Origin of the sequence: Niameybacter sp. (assembly GCF_036655075.1) — a bacterium.
Taxonomy (GTDB): Bacteria; Bacillota; Clostridia; order Lachnospirales; family Cellulosilyticaceae; genus Holtiella.
This window is the reverse complement of record NZ_JAVVQU010000095.1, coordinates 1-3,393: the sequence shown is the minus strand read 5'-3', so window position 1 is coordinate 3,393 and position 3,393 is coordinate 1. Positions and strand designations below refer to the sequence as shown.

The 3,393-nt window shown below is 35.2% G+C and carries 2 protein-coding genes; both read right to left on the bottom strand.

Annotation, left to right across the window (positions count from 1 at the left end; translation table 11 throughout):
- Nucleotides 1-452: 452 nt before the first annotated feature.
- Nucleotides 453-2,294 (bottom strand): alpha amylase N-terminal ig-like domain-containing protein, encoded by a 1,842-nt coding sequence (locus RRY75_RS14030; RefSeq protein ID WP_332494518.1) that lies wholly within the window; start codon nt 2,292-2,294, stop codon nt 453-455.
- 233 nt (nt 2,295-2,527) lie between these two features.
- Nucleotides 2,528-2,830: a hypothetical protein gene (locus tag RRY75_RS14025; RefSeq protein WP_332494519.1), complete on the bottom strand. Its 303-nt coding sequence runs from the start codon at nt 2,828-2,830 to the stop codon at nt 2,528-2,530.
- Nucleotides 2,831-3,393 lie beyond the last annotated feature (563 nt).

The following is a 3,393-nucleotide window of genomic DNA, read 5'->3' as shown; positions in this document are numbered from 1 at the left end:
TTCGTTCTATGAATCGACTGGTTTAATGGTTACTATTTTATTTTCAATGTTCAAGTTTCTTATTTATCAAGGTATCATGCCTTGTGATCAGTGGCGCTGTGCCTTGCTGACTTGATTCATTATGCACTATTCTCCTACGTATGTCAACTCTCTTTTAAAACTTTTTCTAATTTCTTCTCTATCCACGCTTTAATATTTAAATGGATATGACTTTTTCCTTTATACGTAACACAAAGAACAATCACATCCTTACACTCTATTACTTCAATTTCAATGACTGTTGCGAACTGCATAAGCCTCTTATAAAAAAGCATATTAACTCTATTAAATAGTAAGAGACCTATGCAACAAGCTAGGCTCGTTGCATAGGTCCCTTACTGATAAGAACATCTAACGATTCATTCTATGGCATCCCTAGTAGATGCATCTACTACGCTACCTTTATACACACTTTATTGAAAGATTATATGGAAGAGTGCTGCATTTTCTTTTAAGAGTTGTATGTAAAGTTTTCCTTGTTTCACATTGTACGCACAAGATTCTACTTGGTAAATACTTTTTACTTTTACCACTTCGCCAACTGAATCTAAGTCTATTTCTACTTGTCTTGGCTTTTGGGCATAGGCGTGAATGAATAAAATAGCAGACTTTTCATCAAATCTCACATAGGCTAATGTCTCTTCATCTACTTGAATAAACTTGAAGCTTCCTGTTTGCAAAAGGACTTCTTCATTTCGAAGTGCAATCATCTGACTGTACAGGGCATACTTTTCTAAATCCCACTGGCTCACTTCCCATTTCATAGGGTAACGTGCACCAATATCTGCTGGGAGAGTTCTCCCCTCTAAGCCTATTTCTTCTCCATAATAGACATTTGGAACCCCTATATAAGTAAAGAGCATCAAAATAGCTGCAAGATTCGCACTTTGACTTAAGCAGGGCTCTGTACTGAGTCGATTAATATCATGACTACCTATTAAATTGAATTGCAACTGCTGAAGTTGTGCTGGGATACAACTGGCGTAGTTAGTCGTCTCTTCCATAAATGTCTTACTACTCTTTTTCCCCATAAGCACATCACTTATTTTCCAACTCATAATAGGGTCTGCCAGTCCTAAATACTTCCTTAGAGGTCGATAGAATCCACCGTAGTTCATAGAGGCATCCCACATATCTCCTTGTAAATACTTGGTACAATCACCCCAATGCTCTGCCAAAATATAGCGATCTGGATACTTAAGTTTCATCATTTCATGAATTTCTCGCCAAACTGACTCATCGACCTCACTGTCATACATCTTCCCTACACTTTGCCCTACATCAAAACGCCAGCCATCAATATTATAAGGTGGATTTAACCATTTTTGAATGACGCTCTCCGTGCCTTTATAAATGATTTCCCGTACTTGGGGATGCTCATAATTTAGAGTCACTAAATCTTCTACCCCTTGCCAAAGACATAAATGCCCATCAGGTTCATGATAATAATATTCAGGATGTTCCACCGTCCATGGATGATTAATTCCTGTATGATTAATGGAAATATCTAAAAGAATATGCATTCCTGCTTCATGGATAGCTTCACACAATTGCTCTAACGCCTCATCTCCACCAAAGTGGGGATCTACATGAAAATAGTCCACACAATCATACTTATGACTAGAGTACGCTGTAAAAATTGGATTTAAGTAAATGCAGTTTACACCCAATTTTTTTAAGTAAGGAAGCTTTTCTAAAATTCCATCTAAGTCTCCCCCAAAGAATTCTAGGTTTCCACAGTCTTTATACCCCTTAGGCACAGCTTTCCATACTTGGCGTCTAGCTTTAAAACCTTGATATGTATATTCTCCCTCTTTTACATCATTACTTGAATTACCATTTTTAAATCGTTCTGGGAAAATCTGATAGCAGACCGCCTTTTTAAGCCATTCCATTGGCTTAAAGTTAAACAAATATTGAAAGTCGTAATGTCCGAGTGGTAATGCACTTTGTAACCCTTTTTGCGTGTAGAACCATACCTCTTCATCTGTTATAAGAATAAAGCAATAGATGAGCTTCTTTTGATATAAATTAAAGGTATACGTATAGTATTGAAAAGTACCCACTACATGGTCCTTTTGCATTTCCTTAATGACTTCTTCTCCATTTTCCAGATACTTTATGTACACTTTTTGTACCGGACTTTCTTTGAAGACACGCATTCTAATCGTTAATGCTTCTCCAATGTTTCCGTTGATTGGATTCACAAAAAGCTTCGTGCCATCTGAAAAGACACTTTCTTTCCATGTGTTCATCTTATCACTCCTTTTTCCTACTCTTTTATATGTATTAAAAAGGGACAAACTTTATTAGTATTTTATTCAAGATTAAATATTCAGAATATTTGTATCTCTATTATCTTCATTGCTTGCATTTCTAAAATGATATTTTTATGACTTGTCTAGATTTTCTAAAGTGTAAGCCTCAACAAAAAAAGTAGCCTTCTCATACAATGTAGAAGACTACTTTTATCAATAATTCGTTCTAATTAACGTAACGTATTACGTCTTTGGTCATAAATTGTACTTTCAAAAAATGTATTTACTAAGGCTAACACTAAACCAAGTAAAGTCATAACGATATAAATATTTACAAGGAAAAAGTTACAAAGCAATACGATTGCAAAGACTGCTAGAGCTAGCGTACTATATTGCCATACTTTTTTATGTTTCAAATAACGTGTTCGGGCTTGGAGTTTTTCAAACGGTTCATGGGCAGTTTGATTGAGTTTTTCAAATAAAAATTCAAATCCTATATCTACTGCCATCATCATAATAAGATTAACAAGCATATAATCCCTCACTTTAGTTTAAGTTTTATACAAGCCTCTTTATTATAGCGAATATTTATGAAGATTGCAAAAAGAACACCTAGTTTTAAGCCCTTTTACAAATGATAAAAATAATTATTTTTATACGAAGGAGAATCCATATAAAAAGGTATACTATGCTGTGCCCTAAACTGCTACTCTTATACTGCATTTGCATCTGCGTTTTAATGACGCACCTCTATGCGGTCTCAATCAGTCCTATAGATGACACCCTCATGACTTCTACAAGTGAACTCGAAAACATTCAAAAACAAGTACTTAATCTTGCCCAAAATATCTATGTCAACAAAAAAATGGTAAGGATAATACCTCTAACAAGCGGGCACTAGATTCCTATACGAAAAAATCCGATTCACTGCGAACAACTTTGCGTACAATCCCAAATACTGAGACGCTTAGCAAAGCACAAAAAACAAAAGTTTCTACATTAGTTGCTGTCTCCTCCTATATCCTTTATATGATTAAAAACCTAGAAGAATATAGCGATGCCACAGATGCACTTTTACAATTCGAGCTTCTTTCTA

Coding starts and splice junctions, on each gene's coding strand:
- RRY75_RS14030 (WP_332494518.1), bottom strand. CDS start 2,294: ATGAACACATGGAAAGAAAGTGTCTTTTCAGATGGCACGAAGCTTTTT.
- RRY75_RS14025 (WP_332494519.1), bottom strand. CDS start 2,830: ATGCTTGTTAATCTTATTATGATGATGGCAGTAGATATAGGATTTGAA.